This window comes from Acinetobacter venetianus RAG-1 = CIP 110063, assembly GCF_000368585.1.
GTDB lineage: Bacteria > Pseudomonadota > Gammaproteobacteria > Pseudomonadales > Moraxellaceae > Acinetobacter > Acinetobacter venetianus.
This window is the reverse complement of the sequence record NZ_KB849557.1, coordinates 822430-840695: the sequence shown is the minus strand read 5'-3', so window position 1 is coordinate 840695 and position 18266 is coordinate 822430. Positions and strand designations below refer to the sequence as shown.

The 18266-nt window shown below is 43.5% G+C and carries 12 protein-coding genes, 2 tRNA genes and 3 rRNA genes; 14 read left to right on the top strand and 3 right to left on the bottom strand.

Annotation, left to right across the window (positions count from 1 at the left end):
- Nucleotides 1-175: 175 nt before the first annotated feature.
- The 8 genes from F959_RS05490 to F959_RS05455 all read left to right on the top strand — a co-directional run bounded on the left by F959_RS05490 (nucleotide 176) and on the right by F959_RS05455 (nucleotide 7085).
- Nucleotides 176-1712, top strand: a 16S ribosomal RNA gene (locus F959_RS05490).
- A gap of 59 nt (nucleotides 1713-1771) precedes the next feature.
- A tRNA-Ile gene (locus tag F959_RS05485) sits at nucleotides 1772-1848 on the top strand.
- A gap of 71 nt (nucleotides 1849-1919) precedes the next feature.
- Nucleotides 1920-1995, top strand: a tRNA-Ala gene (locus tag F959_RS05480).
- Between the two features lie 329 nt (nucleotides 1996-2324).
- Nucleotides 2325-5216 (top strand): 23S ribosomal RNA (locus F959_RS05475).
- A 157-nt stretch (nucleotides 5217-5373) separates the two neighbouring features.
- A 5S ribosomal RNA gene (rrf, locus tag F959_RS05470) occupies nucleotides 5374-5488 on the top strand.
- Together the 16S, 23S and 5S rRNA genes with 2 tRNA genes alongside form the textbook arrangement of a ribosomal RNA operon.
- Before the next feature lie 80 nt (nucleotides 5489-5568).
- Nucleotides 5569-6021, top strand: coding sequence for a GNAT family N-acetyltransferase (locus F959_RS05465; RefSeq protein WP_406564418.1), 453 nt, complete (start codon nucleotides 5569-5571; stop codon nucleotides 6019-6021).
- Between the two features lie 75 nt (nucleotides 6022-6096).
- A complete protein-coding gene (locus F959_RS05460; RefSeq protein WP_004878232.1) occupies nucleotides 6097-6498 on the top strand; it encodes a cytidine deaminase in 402 nt (133 codons plus the stop codon).
- Nucleotides 6499-6773: 275 nt separating this feature from the next.
- Nucleotides 6774-7085, top strand: a complete 312-nt coding sequence (locus F959_RS05455) for an ankyrin repeat domain-containing protein (protein ID WP_004878230.1) — start codon at nucleotides 6774-6776, stop codon at nucleotides 7083-7085.
- Nucleotides 7086-7379: 294 nt separating this feature from the next.
- On the opposite strand, the gene F959_RS05450 is transcribed toward F959_RS05455, so the two are convergent.
- On the bottom strand, nucleotides 7380-8075 hold the full coding sequence (locus F959_RS05450; RefSeq protein WP_004878228.1) for a TIGR04219 family outer membrane beta-barrel protein: 696 nt from the start codon (nucleotides 8073-8075) through the stop codon (nucleotides 7380-7382).
- A 130-nt stretch (nucleotides 8076-8205) separates the two neighbouring features.
- Here F959_RS05450 and F959_RS05445 point away from each other — a divergent pair, with 130 nt between their 5' ends.
- The 3 genes from F959_RS05445 (at nucleotide 8206) to F959_RS16440 (ending at nucleotide 11619) form a co-directional block, all read left to right on the top strand.
- Nucleotides 8206-9648, top strand: a complete 1443-nt coding sequence (locus tag F959_RS05445) for an aldehyde dehydrogenase family protein (protein WP_004878226.1) — start codon at nucleotides 8206-8208, stop codon at nucleotides 9646-9648.
- Between the two features lie 381 nt (nucleotides 9649-10029).
- Complete coding sequence (locus F959_RS05440; RefSeq protein WP_004878225.1) at nucleotides 10030-11508, top strand: sodium-dependent transporter; 1479 nt, start codon at nucleotides 10030-10032, stop codon at nucleotides 11506-11508.
- 9 nt (nucleotides 11509-11517) lie between these two features.
- Nucleotides 11518-11619 (top strand): methionine/alanine import family NSS transporter small subunit, encoded by a 102-nt coding sequence (locus F959_RS16440; RefSeq protein WP_004878224.1) that lies wholly within the window; start codon nucleotides 11518-11520, stop codon nucleotides 11617-11619.
- 56 nt (nucleotides 11620-11675) lie between these two features.
- Here the strand turns inward: F959_RS16440 and rsmB are convergent, their stop codons facing one another.
- Nucleotides 11676-12983, bottom strand: coding sequence for a 16S rRNA (cytosine(967)-C(5))-methyltransferase RsmB (gene rsmB, locus F959_RS05435; RefSeq protein WP_004878223.1), 1308 nt, complete (start codon nucleotides 12981-12983; stop codon nucleotides 11676-11678).
- Nucleotides 12980-13942, bottom strand: a complete 963-nt coding sequence (gene fmt / locus F959_RS05430) for a methionyl-tRNA formyltransferase (RefSeq protein WP_004878222.1) — start codon at nucleotides 13940-13942, stop codon at nucleotides 12980-12982. The genes rsmB and fmt overlap by 4 nt, the downstream gene beginning before the upstream one ends.
- 210 nt (nucleotides 13943-14152) lie before the next feature.
- Between fmt and ilvD the strand changes: the two genes are divergently transcribed.
- The 3 genes from ilvD (at nucleotide 14153) to F959_RS05415 (ending at nucleotide 18263) form a co-directional block, all read left to right on the top strand.
- Complete coding sequence (gene ilvD / locus F959_RS05425; protein WP_004878219.1) at nucleotides 14153-15982, top strand: dihydroxy-acid dehydratase; 1830 nt, start codon at nucleotides 14153-14155, stop codon at nucleotides 15980-15982.
- Between the two features lie 180 nt (nucleotides 15983-16162).
- Nucleotides 16163-17452, top strand: coding sequence for a hypothetical protein (locus tag F959_RS05420; RefSeq protein ID WP_004878218.1), 1290 nt, complete (start codon nucleotides 16163-16165; stop codon nucleotides 17450-17452).
- Nucleotides 17453-17531: 79 nt separating this feature from the next.
- Nucleotides 17532-18263 (top strand): sulfite exporter TauE/SafE family protein, encoded by a 732-nt coding sequence (locus F959_RS05415; RefSeq protein ID WP_004878215.1) that lies wholly within the window; start codon nucleotides 17532-17534, stop codon nucleotides 18261-18263.
- Nucleotides 18264-18266 lie beyond the last annotated feature (3 nt).

Below are 18266 nucleotides of genomic sequence, written 5' to 3'. Positions count from 1 at the left end.
AGATCATTAAGAGAATAGAAGAACAACTTGTGTGGATTTTTACTAGTTGATCAATCGATATATATTATCATTGATAATTGGTAGAAATTTCTCGAAGTTTATTTGAGCAAATTTTTTGTCAGTAATTGATGAGCCAGAATTAGCACCTTGTCTTAACTAAGGTGCAAAATGATTTTAACTGAAGAGTTTGATCATGGCTCAGATTGAACGCTGGCGGCAGGCTTAACACATGCAAGTCGAGCGGGGAAAGGTAGCTTGCTACTGGACCTAGCGGCGGACGGGTGAGTAATGCTTAGGAATCTGCCTATTAGTGGGGGACAACATTCCGAAAGGAATGCTAATACCGCATACGTCCTACGGGAGAAAGCAGGGGACCTTCGGGCCTTGCGCTAATAGATGAGCCTAAGTCGGATTAGCTAGTTGGTGGGGTAAAGGCCTACCAAGGCGACGATCTGTAGCGGGTCTGAGAGGATGATCCGCCACACTGGGACTGAGACACGGCCCAGACTCCTACGGGAGGCAGCAGTGGGGAATATTGGACAATGGGGGGAACCCTGATCCAGCCATGCCGCGTGTGTGAAGAAGGCCTTATGGTTGTAAAGCACTTTAAGCGAGGAGGAGGCTACTAGTATTAATACTACTGGATAGTGGACGTTACTCGCAGAATAAGCACCGGCTAACTCTGTGCCAGCAGCCGCGGTAATACAGAGGGTGCGAGCGTTAATCGGATTTACTGGGCGTAAAGCGTGCGTAGGCGGCCATTTAAGTCAAATGTGAAATCCCCGAGCTTAACTTGGGAATTGCATTCGATACTGGATGGCTAGAGTATGGGAGAGGATGGTAGAATTCCAGGTGTAGCGGTGAAATGCGTAGAGATCTGGAGGAATACCGATGGCGAAGGCAGCCATCTGGCCTAATACTGACGCTGAGGTACGAAAGCATGGGGAGCAAACAGGATTAGATACCCTGGTAGTCCATGCCGTAAACGATGTCTACTAGCCGTTGGGGCCTTTGAGGCTTTAGTGGCGCAGCTAACGCGATAAGTAGACCGCCTGGGGAGTACGGTCGCAAGACTAAAACTCAAATGAATTGACGGGGGCCCGCACAAGCGGTGGAGCATGTGGTTTAATTCGATGCAACGCGAAGAACCTTACCTGGCCTTGACATACTAGAAACTTTCCAGAGATGGATTGGTGCCTTCGGGAATCTAGATACAGGTGCTGCATGGCTGTCGTCAGCTCGTGTCGTGAGATGTTGGGTTAAGTCCCGCAACGAGCGCAACCCTTTTCCTTACTTGCCAGCATTTCGGATGGGAACTTTAAGGATACTGCCAGTGACAAACTGGAGGAAGGCGGGGACGACGTCAAGTCATCATGGCCCTTACGGCCAGGGCTACACACGTGCTACAATGGTCGGTACAAAGGGTTTCTACCTAGCGATAGGATGCTAATCTCAAAAAGCCGATCGTAGTCCGGATTGGAGTCTGCAACTCGACTCCATGAAGTCGGAATCGCTAGTAATCGCGGATCAGAATGCCGCGGTGAATACGTTCCCGGGCCTTGTACACACCGCCCGTCACACCATGGGAGTTTGTTGCACCAGAAGTAGGTAGTCTAACCGCAAGGAGGACGCTTACCACGGTGTGGCCGATGACTGGGGTGAAGTCGTAACAAGGTAGCCGTAGGGGAACCTGCGGCTGGATCACCTCCTTAACGAAAGATTGGGGACTGGTAAGAATCCACAACAAGTTGTTCTTCGAAGATGTATCTGAGGGTCTGTAGCTCAGTTGGTTAGAGCACACGCTTGATAAGCGTGGGGTCACAAGTTCAAGTCTTGTCAGACCCACCACTACTGACGAAGTGATAAATAATCACAAGCTGCTAGATGAGAAGATATGTCGTTCATTATGATTGTAAGCTGGGGACTTAGCTTAGTTGGTAGAGCGCCTGCTTTGCACGCAGGAGGTCAGGAGTTCGACTCTCCTAGTCTCCACCACGTACTTTACGGAGTACGGGCTAAAGATTACAGAACTTAGTAAGTTGAAAGCTTATTAACTTCTGTGATTTATCACAGTTTACTACGCACCGACGAGGTGGTAGTTAATCATTAACAGATTAGTAGAATTGAGTCTGAAATAAATTGTTCACTCAATTCATTCGAAAGAATGAAATTGAGAACTAGCAAAAACACTGAATCAAGCGTTTTGGTATATGAATTTAGATTGAAGCTGTATGGTGATTAAGTTCACAGACAACGAATAGTAGCAATTAAGTTTGCAACGGTAACACTCACTTGTATGTGTTAACGACTGTTTGGGGTTGTATAGTCAAGTAATTAAGTGCATGTGGTGGATGCCTTGGCAGTCAGAGGCGATGAAAGACGTGATAGCCTGCGAAAAGCTCCGGGGAGGCGGCAAATATCCTTTGATCCGGAGATTTCTGAATGGGGGAACCCACCCGCTATAAGGCGGGTATCAATAACTGAATACATAGGTTATTGAAGCGAACGAGGGGAAGTGAAACATCTCAGTACCCTTAGGAAAAGAAATCAATTGAGATTCCCTTAGTAGCGGCGAGCGAACGGGGAGCAGCCCATTAAGTTGTGTGTGTTCTAGTGGAACGCTCTGGGAAGTGCGAACGTAGAGGGTGATATTCCCGTACACGAAAGGGCACACACAATGATGACGAGTAGGGCGAGGCACGTGAAACCTTGTCTGAATATGGGGGGACCATCCTCCAAGGCTAAATACTCCTGACTGACCGATAGTGAACCAGTACCGTGAGGGAAAGGCGAAAAGAACCCCTGTGAGGGGAGTGAAATAGATCCTGAAACCGCATGCATACAAGCAGTGGGAGCACCTTCGTGGTGTGACTGCGTACCTTTTGTATAATGGGTCAGCGACTTACATTCAGTAGCGAGGTTAACCGAATAGGGGAGCCGTAGAGAAATCGAGTCTTAATAGGGCGTTTAGTTGCTGGGTGTAGACCCGAAACCAGGCGATCTATCCATGAGCAGGTTGAAGGTTGGGTAACACTAACTGGAGGACCGAACCCACTGTCGTTGAAAAGCCAGGGGATGACTTGTGGATAGGGGTGAAAGGCTAATCAAGCCTGGTGATAGCTGGTTCTCCCCGAAAGCTATTTAGGTAGCGCCTCGGACGAATACCATTGGGGGTAGAGCACTGTTTCGGCTAGGGGGTCATCCCGACTTACCAAACCGATGCAAACTCCGAATACCAATGAGTACTATCCGGGAGACAGACTGCGGGTGCTAACGTCCGTAGTCAAGAGGAAAACAATCCAGACCGCCAGCTAAGGCCCCAAAATCATAGTTAAGTGGGAAACGATGTGGGAAGGCATAGACAGCTAGGAGGTTGGCTTAGAAGCAGCCACCCTTTAAAGAAAGCGTAATAGCTCACTAGTCGAGTCGGCCTGCGCGGAAGATGTAACGGGGCTAAAACTATGTGCCGAAGCTGCGGATGTATACTTAGTATACGTGGTAGGGGAGCGTTCTGTAAGCCGATGAAGGTGTATTGAGAAGTATGCTGGAGGTATCAGAAGTGCGAATGCTGACGTGAGTAACGACAAAACGGGTGAAAAACCCGTTCGCTGAAAGACCAAGGGTTCCAGTCCAACGTTAATCGGGGCTGGGTGAGTCGACCCCTAAGGCGAGGCCGAGAGGCGTAGTCGATGGGAAATTGGTTAATATTCCAATACTTCTGTGTAATGCGATGAGAGGACGGAGAAGGTTAAGTCAGCCTGGCGTTGGTTGTCCAGGTGGAAGACAGTAGGCATGCATCTTAGGCAAATCCGGGGTGCTCTATGCTGAGAGTCGATAGCAAGCTGTACTTGTACAGTGAAGTGGCTGATACCATGCTTCCAGGAAAAGTCTCTAAGCTTCAGTTACACAGGAATCGTACCCGAAACCGACACAGGTGGTCAGGTCGAGTAGACCAAAGCGCTTGAGAGAACTCTGCTGAAGGAACTAGGCAAAATGGTACCGTAACTTCGGGAGAAGGTACGCTGCTGACGGTGATGGGACTTGCTCCCTGAGCGGTTGGCAGCCGCAGAAACCAGGCCGCTGCAACTGTTTATTAAAAACATAGCACTCTGCAAACACGAAAGTGGACGTATAGGGTGTGATGCCTGCCCGGTGCTGGAAGGTTAATTGATGGGGTTAGCGTAAGCGAAGCTCTTGATCGAAGCCCCAGTAAACGGCGGCCGTAACTATAACGGTCCTAAGGTAGCGAAATTCCTTGTCGGGTAAGTTCCGACCTGCACGAATGGCATAATGATGGCGGCGCTGTCTCCAGCAGAGGCTCAGTGAAATCGAAATCGCTGTGAAGATGCAGTGTACCCGCGGCTAGACGGAAAGACCCCGTGAACCTTTACTGCAGCTTGACATTGAACTTTGACCTTACTTGTGTAGGATAGGTGGGAGGCTTTGAAGTTGGAACGCTAGTTCCAATGGAGCCGTCCTTGAAATACCACCCTGGTAATGTTGAGGTTCTAACTCTGCCCCGTAATCCGGGGCGAGGACCATGTCTGGTGGGTAGTTTGACTGGGGCGGTCTCCTCCTAAAGAGTAACGGAGGAGTACGAAGGTGCGCTCAGCGTGGTCGGAAATCACGCGTAGAGTATAAAGGCAAAAGCGCGCTTAACTGCGAGACCCACAAGTCGAGCAGGTACGAAAGTAGGTCTTAGTGATCCGGTGGTTCTGTATGGAAGGGCCATCGCTCAACGGATAAAAGGTACTCTGGGGATAACAGGCTGATACCGCCCAAGAGTTCATATCGACGGCGGTGTTTGGCACCTCGATGTCGGCTCATCTCATCCTGGGGCTGAAGCAGGTCCCAAGGGTATGGCTGTTCGCCATTTAAAGAGGTACGCGAGCTGGGTTTAGAACGTCGTGAGACAGTTCGGTCCCTATCTACCGTGGGCGCTGGAAATTTGAGAGGATCTGCTCCTAGTACGAGAGGACCAGAGTGGACGAACCTCTGGTGTACCGGTTGTGACGCCAGTCGCATCGCCGGGTAGCTATGTTCGGAAGGGATAACCGCTGAAAGCATCTAAGCGGGAAGCCTACCTCAAGATAAGATTTCCCTAGGAATTTATTCCTCTAAAGAGCCGTTCGAGACTAGGACGTTGATAGGTTGGGTGTGGAAGTACGGTGACGTATGAAGCTGACCAATACTAATTGCTCGTGAGGCTTGACTATACAACACCCAAACAGTTGTTGTATTCAAGATAAATTCAATACATAACTTGATTTAGTGAAGAAACTAGTTACAATACAGACCAATTTAACTAATCCGTTAATAACTCTTTCGGTACTAAGTGGCAAAACGTAAGACCACCGAAAGCCAAAACAGTTTGCTGGCGACAATAGCAAGAGTGAACCACCTGATCCCTTCCCGAACTCAGAAGTGAAACCTCTTAGCGCTGATGGTAGTGTGGCACTTGCCATGTGAGAGTAAGTCATCGCCAGCTTTTAAATCTAAAACACCCCCATTCGTATGAGTGGGGGTGTTTTTTATTGCATGATGGAAAGTAGTTGAATTAAATACAATATCGTTGGAAAAATTGCGAAATGGCACTATCACCTCTTCGGTCATCTCTCTTTAGAGATGACCGAAGAGGTGATATACCAAAAGGTGTTGGAAAAAGCAGCTCATTGGGATGTTATTCCTTTAGCAATCGTAGTCCACCATGAAAAAGAGTTGATTGGTGTCTTAGAGCTTAAGCGACATGAGAATAAAAATTACCCAGAATATGAATATTGGATTGGAGGTGTATTTGTTGATCCTGTATGGAGAGGACAAGGGATCGCAGGCAAAATGATTGCAATGGCAAAAGAAAAAGCCAAGCAATTAGGTATCACTACGCTCTATTTACAATGTGAAAGTCACAATATCGATTTATATCAAAGACATGGTTTTAAAATAATTCATCAAGCTTCCTACCATAACATTGAAACGACTATTATGCAGTTTGACGTTTTATTGAATCATAAAACAACATAAATAAAAGTGTAAAAGCAACAATTATGAGATATCAATAATAAGAATAGAGAGGCTATAACTCTGTTAGGAGGCAAAATGGAACAGAAATTATTTCAAGCTGCAAAAGCATTAATGGTGAGGCGTTATCCTACAGGTTGGGGTGGTGTTGCGGCATTAGTTACAGAGAGCGGAAAAATTCTAACAAGTGTTGCTCCTGAAACGCAGAATGATGCATTAGCACTCTGTATGGAAGTTGGCGCATGCTTAGAGGCATACAAAATCAATGAAAAAGTTACTCATTCTCTCTGTATCTGTAGAGAGTCAGAAAATGCAAATATTCTAATTTTAACACCTTGTGGGATTTGCCAAGAACGGCTTTCTTATTGGGGTGGTGATGTTCAAGTTGCAGTAAGTACACTGGATAATAGATTGCTATTTAAACAGTTAAGAGAACTGATGCCGTATCATTGGTCGATTGTGAATGGGATTAGTTTGTAATGTTATGTGGAGAACGCTGGAAGAATGAAGCATCAGGGTATGAAGTATAGCTAGCCTATCTTTAAAATTTTATACAGTTGATGAGGAGTAGTAGCGAATTGATGTTGTGGATATTCTTCGTGATTATCTAGATTCATCAAGACTATTTATTGGGGGTATTATTTATGGAATCTCAACAAGTTTTGTAGAACTTTATCGTAAAGTGCTTCATGAATATATTGCTTCTGTCATTCTGATGGAACGAAAACTAATTTTTTTTAAATTTGAGGAAGTAAATGAAACTCAACTCTTTTTCTCCAGTCCCTGAAGACGATGGAGAGTTAAATCTTCCTGAGCTGGTGTATTGGGCATCTCTTGGTGATGTGGAACAAGTCGAGCAACTATTGGTAGAGGGAATAGATCCAAACCAGACCGATGATGAAGGCTATAGCGCGTTACAGGCGGCTGCCGAGAATGATCATTTAGAGGTAGTGAAGCTGCTAGTGAGTAAAGGTGCAAATGTGGCGTATAAGAGCGAATATACAGCGCTACAGCTTGCTGAAATGGCAGAGCATAGTGAAGTGATTGCCTATCTAAAAAGTCTTTAAAATCGCAGATAAAAATGATAGATAAAAAGAAGCCCCATCATCCTGACGGGGCTTCTTCATATTCCGTTTATTGTCGTTTATATTCCTTATGAACGACCGCTTCCTGCGCATCTTGTTATTTTCAATGAGACTTCCTGTCTCTCTATGATTTGTATGATAGGCGAAAAGTTTGGATTGGGATATTCGCCAATTACTGCGATTGTTGTAGGTTTTGGCGTACACCAATAGAGAATGATGAAATGATTCGCTATAAAAAACGGAATCAAGAGATTCCGTTTCTATTTAATTTGGATCTTAGAAATGAACATCTAAACCGATATAAGGACCTTTAAAATTAAATTTAAGGTCATTTTTTTCGTAGTCATCTAATTTAATATCAAGAATACGATAACCTGCTTTTAAGCCGACATCGACCAATAAATTATCAATAAAGTTATATTGTAATTCGGTTTGGGCATCCGTAATTTTAGTGTCATTCACATTGCTATATAGCAATTCTGCTTTCGCACTTAGACCTGTAAATGGCAGTTTTACGCCTGCTGATCCATAGATAACAGGAATTGTTTTATCAATATCTGTTTTATTTAAGCCAAGCGTCTTAACATCACCATTGAGGTTACTCGCGCCAAAACCAATGTCTGCATCTACGATATTATCCAGTATTTCGTAATACAAAATAAAATCAGTATGGTCGATATCTAAGTCATAAACAGGTTGACCTGCAACTTCATTTTCGGTCTGTGTTTTTAAATTCACATAGCGAATTTTTGCATTTGGGATCAGTGGAATTGGATGTTCAATAGCCAATGAAATTTGTGCTGAACCTTTTCGGTCAAGATCTTGATCGGGTGCTGAGGTTTGTGCTGTCATATTGGCTTCACCATTGTAGTTCCAGTAGCTAAGATCGCCTTTTACACCGATCACATCGGCTTGAGCTAAACCACAAACGCTTGTCCCTAAAGCAAGTAGCGTTAATTTTAATAGTTTCATTGCATTGTCCTAATTAATATCAAAACCGTAATGAATTGTTATGAATTCACCCTAGATTGGACGCATCATATAGTGATCTTGAGCAATATGCAGTAGTCTAATTTTAAATTATGTGAAAAGAGAATAAATAATGACAGAAGTAGAATCGTGTGTGGATTACCCTTTATATGTAGCAGGGAAAGCAATTACAACAGGACAATGGCTCGAGGTACAGCATAAATATCAGCATACTGTCTATGCACGGGTTGCTTTAGCAGATGCAAAAGTTTTGGAAAAAGCCATTGCTGCATCGGTAAAAGCTGAAGCAGAAATGGCGGCATTAAAACCATATCAAAAACAAAAAATTTTATTGCACTGTGTGAAGCGGTTTAACGAATTAAGGGAGGAACTCACCGAGATTTTAATTGCGGAAGGTGGAAAGCCTCGCGGTGCTGCGAGTGCTGAAGTAGAGCGCTTAATTAATACTTTTCAACTCGCTGCGGATGCGGTTACTCAACTTGATGATGGTCGAATGTTACCTTTGGCGGTTACACCTGCTGCGGCACGTTTTAGAGGAATGGTGAAACATGTACCTGTTGGTGCGATCTCGTTAATTAGCCCATTTAATTTTCCATTAAATTTGGTGGCGCATAAGATTGCCCCTGCGATTGCGGCAGGTTGTCCTTTTGTTTTAAAGCCTGCCAGTTTAACTCCGATTAGTGCATTAAAAATTGCCCAAGTCTTAGCTGAAACCGATCTTCCAAAAGGTTCTTGGTCGGTATTGCCGTGTGATCGTCAAGCGGCGGATATTTTAGTCACGGATGATCGCTTTAAACTTTTGAGCTTTACTGGTTCAGATCAAGTCGGCTGGGACATGAAAGCACGCGCAGGTCGCAAGAAAGTCACCTTAGAACTGGGTGGAAATGCTGCGGTATTAATTGAGCCAGATACTCCCGTTGATGATGCTTTGATTGATCGTTTGGTTGGAGCGGCTTATGGTCATGCAGGTCAGATTTGTATAAGTGTGCAACGAATTTTAATTCATGCAGATATTTATACGGAGGTTAAAAAGAAATTACTCGCGAAAGTGAAAAAAATCAAAGTTGATGATCCAAGTTTAAGCACAACCTTGGTTGGTCCGATGATTAAGGAAGCAGAAGCAGTGCGCTTGAAAAAGTGGATTGATAAAGCGGAGAAAAAAGGGGCAAAAGTACTGATAGGGGGGACATTACAAGGTGTTCTATTTGAACCGACACTTTTGGAGAATGTAGATTCAAAGCTTGAGGTGTATAAAGATGAAGCCTTTGGTCCAGTTGCGATTTTAGAAAAGTACAAAGATTTTGAACAAGGGATCGCGACGATTAATCAAAGTCGTTTTGGGCTACAAGCAGGAGTTTATACACAGAATCTAAATAAGATGCTGTATGCATGGGATCATTTGCATGTGGGTGGTGTCATTATCAATGATGTACCGACTTTCCGTGTGGATAATATGCCTTATGGCGGTGTAAAAGACTCAGGCTTAGGTCGAGAAGGAATTCATTCGGCCATCCGAGATATGCAAGAAGAACGGTTACTCGCAATTAAACAATAAGCAATAATTTAGATAAGAGGGCGTGATGATTTTAATGATTGATTATTTTATAAACTTATCCTGTAAAACTTGACTGTCAGGTCAATATTGCAGTGAATTGAAAAATAATCAATCGTTCGAAAAATATAGTTTTTTCGTCCAGAATTTACAGTAAAAAGAAATAAAAACGGGTATTGTTCAGCTATTAAGTAGCAAAAAATGGACAAAGCTCTTTAAGGAAGAATTTTCTATTTTGCTCGTTTGTTCTGAAGAATCAATCTGCCCAAAAGGTGATGCTCTTTGACAAACAACACAAAATTTTTGTGGTACTTTTCTTGCTTGTAACAAAAAAATAAAGTGTAGGCAGCATTAAAAGTAACCTTTATCGTATTTAGGTGATTTATGACAGATACTCGTGAAAACTGGTCTGCTCGATCTGGTTTTATTATTGCGGCGGTTGGATCTGCTGTTGGTTTGGGTAATATTTGGCGCTTTCCCTATGTCGCTTATGAAAATGGCGGCGGCGCGTTCTTAATTCCTTATTTAGTTGCGCTTTTGACAGCAGGTTTACCGCTGTTATTCCTAGACTATGCCGTGGGTCATCGTAGTACAGGTGCACCTCCAAAAGCTTATGAACAATTGACTAAAAAAGCTGAGGCTTTGGGTTGGTGGCAAGCTTGTGTATGTATCATCATCGGTCTTTACTATGCCAGCGTCTTGACGTGGGCTGGTAGCTATATCTATTTCTCGTTCAATCAATCTTGGGGTGCTGATCCTGAGGGTTATTTCTTTAAAGCTTTCTTAGCAACTTCAGATGCCGCTGGTTTTGACATGACTTTTATTAGTCATTTGTTATGGCCATTGATTGGTGTTTGGGCGCTTGTGCTCGTGATTTTATACGGTGGTGTTCGGAAAGGGGTTGAGCTTGCAAACCGTATTTTCATGCCGCTTTTAATCGTTCTTTTTAGCATACTCGTGATTCAAGCATTACGTTTACCAGGTGCTTCAGAAGGTTTAAATGCATTCTTTACGCCGAACTGGGAAGCGATGAAAGACTATAAAGTATGGCTTGCTGCTTATGGTCATATCTTCTTCTCGTTATCTGTTGGTTTCGGGATTATGGTGACCTATGCCTCGTATCTCAAACCAAAAACGAATTTAACTGGTTCTGGTTTCGTTGTTGGTTTTGCAAACTCTTCGTTTGAATTACTTGCTGGGATTGGGGTGTTTGCTGCATTGGGCTTTATGGCACATGCTGCGGATAAGAGTGTTCAAGATGTGGTAAGCGGTGGTATTGGTCTTGCGTTTATTGCATTCCCTAAGATCATTTCAAGTTTAGGAGCGGGTGCTGAATTATTCGGTATTTTATTCTTTACTTCATTGTTCGTTGCAGGTGTAACGTCAATGGTGAGTATTTTAGAAGTGCCAATTGCAGCGATGCAGGACAAATTAAAATGGGGCCGTGCGAAAGCCGTAACCATTATTGGTGGTGGTACTGGTATTGTTTCTATTGCACTGTTCTCAAGCGCTAATGCCATTAAATTAGTTGATATTATCGATCATTTTATCAATAACTTGGGTATTGTTTCTGGTGCACTTGTTTCGATCATCATGGTGTCTTGGTTCAAGCGTTCATTGATGCGAGAGCTTGAGTTACACGTAAATAGTATTTCGACAATCAAGTTAGGAAAAATCTGGGAATTCACGTTGACCGTGATCACGCCAGTAGTGTTGTTATCTACGCTTGGTCTTGCTTTAAGTGCTTTATTGCAAAAAGGATATGGCGATTACTCAATGAGTTTACAGCTTTGGTTTGGTTGGGGCTGTATCTTGTTCTGTGCAATCGGTGCTTTATTCATGTCTAGTTTAAAAAATCGCTAGGAGAGTGAAATGACGACTTCAGCTATTATCATGTTAGTGATTGCAATTGCTTTACTATGGGGTGGTTTATCTCTTTCGATTTTGCACTTATTGCGCAATCCTGAAGACTAAAATCACGCTGAGATACTTAAAAAGTAAAAAAAGCAGGCTTAAAGCCTGCTTTTTTACTATGCTAATTTTTTAATTAAGCAATAATAGAAACCATCACCAGATTGTGCAGCAGGAAGTAACTGACGCCCATAGGTCTGTTCAATGCCCCAATCAGCTTCAATTTTGACTTCTTCTGCATCAGCATGTTCCGCAAAGAATGTCGCCATTTGCTGCTCATTTTCAGCTTTAAGAATTGAGCAAGTGATATAGAGCAATGTACCGCCGACTTTAAGCTGTTGCCACATTTGTTGCAAAATCTGCTGCTGTAAAGCGACTGTTTGCGCAATATCAGTGGACTGTCTGAGTAAGCGAATATCAGGATGGCGACGAATTACGCCTGTTGCCGAACAAGGTGCATCTAACACGATACAGTCGACCAGTTGCTGCGTCTGCCATGTAGTGGCATCTGCCTCGATAATCTCAACTTCGGTTTGATCTAAGCCAAGACGTTCGATATTTTCAGAAACACGCAATAAACGTTTCGCATCATGATCAAGGGCAATCAATTTTTTAGGGTTAAAGCGCTCAAGGATATGTGCTGTTTTGCCGCCAGGTGCAGCACAGGCATCAACCACCACTTTGCCATCTAGGTTCGGTAAAAGCGTGGCACACAATTGTGCATGTTCATCCTGAACAGAAAAACCACCTTCTTCAAAACCCGGTAAATGGGTAATATTGCCCGTTTGTTCCAAAACAATACCAACATTTGAAAGCATGCAAGGACGAGCATCAATCTGTTCCTCGTCCAAAATCTCTAAATATTCGTCACGACTGACTTGGCGTTCATTGACACGAAGGGTGAGCGGTGCGACTTGTTTTAAGGCTTGGCATAGAAGCTCTGTTTGCTCAGGCCAATCTTTTTTGAGTCGTTTGAATAACCAACTTGGTAAACCATGCGTATTATTCAATGCTGTTTGAAATTCATCTGTTTCACGTGAAACACGACGCAGAATCGCATTCACTAAACCACTCATTGGCTCGAAACCGAGTTGCTTGGCCGCATTTACCGTTTCTGAAATCGCGGCATGTACTGGAATACGAGTGCATAGAATTTGATATAAACCAAGATATAAACAACTTTCTAGTGCTTCATTGTCTAATGGCTTTGTGAGCAATGGTAAGGTAATGGCTTTTAATGAATGCCATTGGCGTAAGCAGCCTAAAGTGAGTTCATGATATAAACCACGGTCACGTTCAGAAACCATATTGATATGTTGATTTAAAACGGAAGACAGAGATTGCCCATTTTGAACCGCCAAAAGCGTTTTGACGACTTGAGCACGCAGATTCAAATTTTTTACAGAGGATTGATTTGATTGGCTCATGGGAGAATTTGTCCAATATGTAATTTTTGGGTTTGGGCAATTTGAACTGGATTGAGGGCTTTAGCACCCGGCCACTGAAGACTGGTGAGGCAGACTGCCGTATTGTCGCCACAAGCAACGTGTACACCTTGTTTGTCCATGGCTACAATCTCACCGACTTGAGCATCGGTTTTGCTGTGGGAAGAAAGCATAGAGCCCCATACACGCAGTGCATTGTTTTCATCCAGTTGAATAAAGGCAACTGGCCACGGGTTAAAAGCACGGATATTACGGTCGATTTGAATGGCATTTTGTGTCCAATCGATACGCGCTTCTGCTTTCACGAGTTTGTGGGCATAAACAGTGAGTGCTTCATCTTGCACTTCACGTTTCGCAATAAAATCTTGCAGGCTTTGTTCTGATTCAAGCACAGTACAAATCGCTTCTGCACCCTGATCTGCCAATTTGTCATGCAAGCTGGCAGAGGTATCTTCTGCTGTAATTGGGCAATAGGTTTTATACATCATATCGCCTGTATCTAAACCAGCTGCCATCTGCATGATGGTAATCCCTGTTTCATCATCACCCGTCGCGATTGCACGTTGAATCGGTGCAGCACCACGCCAACGCGGTAATAGCGAACCGTGAATATTCAGGCAGTCATACTTCGGTGTATCTAAAACCGCTTGCGGTAAGATCAGACCATAAGCTGCGACGACCATCACATCAGCACCCAAAGCTGCCAATTCTTGTTGAGCTGCTAGGCCTTCTTCAGTCGACGCTTTAAAATGCAAAGGTTGATAAACAGGTAAACCGTTTTCAAGCGCCAATTGTTTAACAGGAGATGGCGTTAATTTTTGCCCACGCCCTGATTTACGGTCAGGTTGGGTATAAACAGCAATGATCTGGTGTGATGTTTTTAATAATGCCGCCAATGCGGTTGCCGCAAATTCAGGCGTACCAGCAAAAATGATTTTCACAAAGATAATCCAACTAAAACTTGCTGCAAATTATAAGCGAAAAAGCCACTAGTCCCTAATTCGATGGATTGAATTGCTTTTGTGCAAAAAAGATAGGTCCACTGGTCATGAGTTAAACGATAACTTGTAGTATGATGGAAAAAGCTCAGTATCATTTCGCTAGAGAGAAAGCCCTATTTTTCTCGAGCACACACTTGTTGGGAATAAAAAATGCCTGATTATCGTTCGAAAACATCAACACATGGAAGAAATATGGCCGGCGCGCGTGGCTTATGGCGTGCGACAGGTATGAAAGATGAAGATTTTGGCAAGCCAATTATTGCGGTGGTCAACTCATTTACCCAATTCGTTCCAGGGCATGTGCATCTTAAAGATTTAGGGCAACTCGTTGCGCGAGAAATTGAAGCATCGGGTGGTGTTGCAAAAGAATTTAATACCATTGCGGTTGATGATGGTATTGCGATGGGTCATGACGGTATGTTGTATTCATTGCCTTCGCGTGATTTGATCGCTGACTCAGTTGAGTACATGGTCAATGCACACTGTGCCGATGCAATGGTTTGCATCTCAAACTGTGACAAGATCACCCCTGGAATGTTGATGGCAGCAATGCGTTTAAACATTCCAGTAGTATTCGTTTCTGGCGGTCCAATGGAAGCGGGTAAAGTGAAGTTCCGTGGTGATGAAAAAGCCATTGACCTTGTTGATGCCATGGTTGTTGCGGCTGATGAAAGCTATACCGATGAAGAAGTCGCTGCTTTCGAACGCTCTGCATGTCCGACTTGTGGTTCATGTTCAGGGATGTTTACTGCAAACTCGATGAACTGTTTGACAGAAGCGCTTGGTTTGTCTTTGCCAGGCAATGGTTCAATTGTTGCGACGCATGCAAATCGTGAAAAATTATTCCTTAAAGCGGGTCGTTTAGTGGTTGAACTGGCGAAACGTTATTATGAACAAAATGATGACAGTATTTTGCCACGTTCTATTGCAACCAAAGCTGCATTTGAAAATGCCATGACTTTGGATATCGCGATGGGCGGTTCGACCAACACTGTATTGCACTTACTTGCTGCTGCGCATGAGGCAGAAGTTGATTTCACGATGGATGATATCGACCGTTTGTCACGTCAAGTGCCTGTATTGTCAAAAGTTGCGCCTGCGAAATCAGACGTACATATGGAAGACGTGCATCGTGCGGGTGGCATCATGGCGATCTTGGGTGAGTTAGATCGTGCCAAGTTACTCAACACTGAATGCCCAACTGTACATGAAAAAACACTCAAAGATGCCTTAGACAAATGGGATATTATTCGTACTGAAGACGCAGATGTGTATGAATTCTATCGTTCATCTCCGGGTGGTATTCCAACGCAAGTTGCATTCTCTCAAAACCGTTATTACTCAACTTTAGATGGTGACCGTGAGAAAGGCGTGATCCGTAATGCTGAACATGCCTTCTCTAAAGATGGTGGTTTGGCAGTACTTTACGGCAACATCGCGCTGGATGGCTGTATCGTAAAAACTGCGGGTGTAGATGAGTCAATCCTTAAATTTACAGGAACTGCACGCGTTTTTGAAAGCCAAGATGCTGCTGTAGAAGCCATTTTAGATCATAAGATCGTTGCTGGTGATATCGTGGTCATTCGCTATGAAGGCCCACGCGGTGGACCGGGTATGCAAGAAATGTTATATCCAACAAGCTATTTGAAATCTAAAGGTTTAGGTAAAGACTGCGCCTTGATTACGGATGGTCGTTTCTCTGGTGGTTCTTCAGGTCTATCGATTGGTCACGTTTCTCCAGAAGCTGCGGAAGGTGGTGCAATCGGTTTGGTTGAAGATGGTGACACCATTCAAATCGATATTCCAAATCGTACGATTCATCTTGATATTGATGATGCAACGATGGCACATCGCCGTACGGTACAAGATGCTAAAGGCTGGCAACCAGCAGAAGAGCGTAAGCGTAAAGTATCTAAGTCGTTGAAGATTTATGCGATGCATTCGACTAGTGCTGCGAAAGGTGCGGTACGCGTTTTGTAAAATTCCTTTGCTGATCTAAATGCTCAGCATCGCTCTCCTTGTAATGCCATCGTTGTGTTACAAGGAGAATTTTTTGATGTTTGATTTTTATAATATAAAATACCATTGGTTCTCATTTAACAGTACACTTGGGAAATATATCTTCTTTTCTATCATTCATTACGCTTAGAGGCGATTGACATGTCTTTGTTACGTCGTTGGTTTGATCCCATCCGATCGAGTTGGTTCTATCAGAAACCTTCTCGTCAGGCGGTTTTACCTACGGAACAGGGTTTAAGCATTTACCTACGTCTAGACGATGTTTATAGCTATCTTGCGGTGCAACAACTTGATCAGCTCAATGAAATCTTGAGTGATGAGCTCAAGCCGCTGAAAGTGATTATTTCGAGGCAAGATGCAGAGCCTCCGAATGGTATGTCTGCACAAGATTGGCAGCAATATTGTTTAAATGATGCCAAAATTTTAGCCAAGCAACATCGTTTTGGCTTTGACGATACTCCCGAAATTCCAAGCGCTGAAGCATTACAACAAGCTGAAACAATTCTAAGAAATACGCCGTTAAGAGAACAAAACTTCCTACATCTACTTGAAGATGTCTTTCATATGTTGTGGCAACAACAATATGGTAAATTGCGTACCTTACATACCATGGCCAGTAAACATCAAACCCCACAGCATTATCCCGAACGTATTTTTAGTGACGTTCCTGTAGCTGCGAGCTATTTCGAATTTGGTGAGCGTAAATATCAAGCCGTTGATGATTTATTGCGCTTAACACGTCGCCTCAAACAACAGAAGTTGTTGACAGGAAATCCAATTTTCTTGATCAATCATATCGAATGGCGTGAGCATTTGATCAATGATGGCGAGGCACTGAATGAAGTGCAAGCGATGCATCCAGAGTTAGATCTTTATATTGCACTTGAAGATCCAATGAGCTGGTTACTGTTGGCATATATCAAAGAAGAACTGGCCAATTATTATAATATTCAGTTGAAAGTATATCCTCTGAGCTATCATGGTCGAGATTGGTTTGATTGGAGCTTAGCAACACGTGTATCTAAGCGAACACAAGTTGCCTTTACACCGTTCTGTCGCCCAACCAAAGAAGCCACTTATGAAATGGCTAAGCTGTTTTATAGCGTGCCTGAAGAGCAGCAAGTGGATGTTGTACATCAGATCTTAGAAAGTGTTTGGACACATGGCAAAGATATGTCCTTCAAAGCACATTTCCAACGGATGCAAAAACGTTTAGAGATCGAGCAACTGACTGAGCAAGATGTTGAAGTGTTGTTAAAACAAAATGATGAACTTTGCCAGCAAAAGCATCAGCCTGATTTTCCAGTCTTAGAATTGCGAATTGACGGGCAAAGTTATGTGTTTAATAGCTTATATCGTGTTTGGATGATCGAGAGCATCATCAGTAATGTGTTAGAAGATAAATACAAAATGGCCTCAAGCTCTGCCTGAGGCTGACTCCCAAAAATAAGAATAGGGCAGTACCTCAGTTTTTCGTAGCATAACTCCGATCTATCCATGGAGTATGTCTGTGACCTTTATCGCAATTATTGTATTCGTCTTTATCTTTGCAGGGATGATTAAGGGCATGATCGGTCTTGGTTTACCTGCCGTGTCGATGGGACTATTAACAATTGCAATGAGTCCTTTTCAAGCCGCTTCTTTACTCATAGTCCCATCCATGATGACGAACATTTGGCAGCTATTTGCAGAGGGTCGAGTTTGGACATTTATCTGCCGCTTTTGGTCATTGCTGATTGGAATTGTGGTGGGTTCTATTTGGAGTTTCTTACCGACCTTGAATCAAAGCCATGGACAAAGTAGTGAGCTTTTATTGGGCAGTATGTTGGCACTGTATGGTATTTACGGACTGTGCGTAAAAGCATTACCTGATCTAAGTCGATATGAAACTTGGTTATCCCCTCTGGTGGGCTATATCGGGGGAGCTGTGACTGTGGCAACTGGGGTGATCATTATTCCAGTTGTGCCTTACTTGCAATCTTTGCATTTGCAACGCGATGAGTTGGTACAAGCTTTGGGATTAACCTTTACCGTATCGACGATTTGCTTGGCTGTTTTTTTACATCACAACCCAATGGCTGGTGTCACACTCGATTATCGTCTTTCCATTGTGGCTTTGGTTGCGGCCTTAGTCGGGATGTGGTTGGGTAAAAAAATTCGCTATCAACTCAATGAACAACGTTTTCGCCGCTTATTTTTTATTGGCTTGGTGGCATTAGGGGCTTATATGTTATCGCATTAAGCG

What these genes read in the sequence shown, in the direction of transcription:
- F959_RS05460 (WP_004878232.1), top strand. Translation starts at nt 6,097, where the DNA reads ATGGAACAGAAATTATTTCAAGCTGCAAAAGCATTAATGGTGAGGCGT.
- F959_RS05455 (WP_004878230.1), top strand. Translation starts at nt 6,774, where the DNA reads ATGAAACTCAACTCTTTTTCTCCAGTCCCTGAAGACGATGGAGAGTTA.
- F959_RS05450 (WP_004878228.1), bottom strand. Translation starts at nt 8,075, where the DNA reads ATGAAACTATTAAAATTAACGCTACTTGCTTTAGGGACAAGCGTTTGT.
- F959_RS05445 (WP_004878226.1), top strand. Translation starts at nt 8,206, where the DNA reads ATGACAGAAGTAGAATCGTGTGTGGATTACCCTTTATATGTAGCAGGG.
- F959_RS05440 (WP_004878225.1), top strand. Translation starts at nt 10,030, where the DNA reads ATGACAGATACTCGTGAAAACTGGTCTGCTCGATCTGGTTTTATTATT.
- F959_RS16440 (WP_004878224.1), top strand. Translation starts at nt 11,518, where the DNA reads ATGACGACTTCAGCTATTATCATGTTAGTGATTGCAATTGCTTTACTA.
- rsmB (WP_004878223.1), bottom strand. Translation starts at nt 12,983, where the DNA reads ATGAGCCAATCAAATCAATCCTCTGTAAAAAATTTGAATCTGCGTGCT.
- ilvD (WP_004878219.1), top strand. Translation starts at nt 14,153, where the DNA reads ATGCCTGATTATCGTTCGAAAACATCAACACATGGAAGAAATATGGCC.
- F959_RS05420 (WP_004878218.1), top strand. Translation starts at nt 16,163, where the DNA reads ATGTCTTTGTTACGTCGTTGGTTTGATCCCATCCGATCGAGTTGGTTC.